Below are 1,661 nucleotides of genomic sequence, written 5' to 3' on the forward strand. Positions count from 1 at the left end.
GGCGATGAATCGGAAATTTGGCAACGTGCAACTGATAACGGATCGAACGCATCGCTCGATCCGTCGATTCCGCTTCTAACAAGTGTTGAATGAGCCATTCCGATGTACTCACGGACGCGGTACTCTGTGCTGTTAAATCGGTATAGGCAGTTGCCATTCCATATAACTTGAGTGATTTAAGTTCACTGATGATGTTAAACATGCTGATTCTCCTGATGTAAGCTGTCGTAGCGACTTGCATCGGCTACCGGCTCTTCGATTAATTGCAAGCTTGTGGCGACGGGGTCAGGACGATCGCCCTGACTTAATCGCACCAATACGTTAGTGATGTGTTCAACACTGGTTGCACCGGACTCCAGCACTAGTTCTACTGCCACAATGACGGTATCAAGGCCATGGTGCGGGATAGCCGCTAACACTTGAGCCATGACGCGATCACCACCGGCACGGCGTAGCAAGGTGGTTTGCAATTTGATTAAAGGCGCCGGCATCAATGCAAAGGGTGCACCGTTTCGTAAGACACCGGGCTTTCTTTCTGCCAGAAGGATGTAATGCTGCCAGTCATAGCTGGTCTGATCACGTCCAAATAGTCGTAGATGACATGCAACCCTCTCATTCTCAGCGTAGACGGCAATCTGTTCTGAATACAGATGAACACTGACCATGTGATTGGCCAAATAGCACGGTACTGAATAACGATTACGGTGGACATGAACTAAGCAAGTAGAAGAAACCCGTGCTACGAGTTCGACATAGCCATCAAAGGGTGTTGGCATCGGCATGAGTTGGGCTTGCTCATGTTCCAGCACGTCGGCGACGGTCAACTCAGGGTAATCCGGATGGCGGCATTCACTCCAGAGTAACTTGCAGCGTACAGCCAGCCATGCATTGAGTTCCGCAAAGCTGCCGAAGCGTTCCTGTCTGGCGTCGTTCCAGATACGACGGCGACTATCCTGGACGTTCTTCTCAACAATACCTTTCTCCCAGCCAGACGCCACATTGCAGAAGTCGGGGTCAAACAAGTAATGGGCTGTCATTGCAAAGAAGCGTGCATTGACGATACGACCTTTGCCTTTCATGACTTTATCGACAGCGGTCTTCATGTTGTCATAGATACCGCGCCGTGCAATTCCACCCATGGCAGTAAAGGCGCGAGTATGGGCATCGAAGAGCATTTCGTGGCTTTGCGTCGGATAAGCCACCAGCCAAAAGGCACGGCTGGCGCACAGCTTAGTGTGTGCTACAAGGATTTTGCGATGAATGCCACCAATGACAAGCAGCTCCTCACTCCAGTCAAACTGGAATGCTTCGCCGAGTTGAAACTTCAGTGGAACGAAGGCAGATTTACCAGTGACTTTGGCAGCTTGGTCACGCCAGGCATAAATGTAACGGTTGACACCCGAGTAGCTACCGGTGAACCCTGCTTGCTGGAGTTCCTTAAATAGCATAAGCGCAGTACGACGTTCTTTTTTAGGTCGATGGCTGTCGGTTTGTAGTGCTAACTGAATGAGGGATGCAAAGGGAGCTATTTTACTGACAGTCGGAGGCCGGGCATACTTCGGCTCAGTCCCTTCGGCTTCTTTAAGCCACTTCTTGATGGTATTGCGCGACAGGCTGGTTCGTCGCTGAATTTCGCTAATGGATAGCCGTTCTCGGTAGAA

Annotated in this window: 2 protein-coding genes; both read right to left on the reverse strand. The window is 50.6% G+C overall.

All coding sequences use genetic code 11. The features are described 5' to 3' along the window. A partial coding sequence (locus tag AAKU61_RS22565; protein ID WP_354335872.1) for an ATP-binding protein occupies positions 1 to 202 on the reverse strand: 202 nt, incomplete at its 3' end. Continuing rightward, a partial coding sequence (gene istA, locus AAKU61_RS22570) for an IS21 family transposase (protein WP_354335874.1) occupies positions 195 to 1,661 on the reverse strand: 1,467 nt, incomplete at its 5' end. The genes AAKU61_RS22565 and istA, both read right to left, overlap by 8 nt.

Source organism: Undibacterium sp. GrIS 1.2 (assembly GCF_040544435.1).
Taxonomy (GTDB): domain Bacteria; phylum Pseudomonadota; class Gammaproteobacteria; order Burkholderiales; family Burkholderiaceae_D; genus Undibacterium.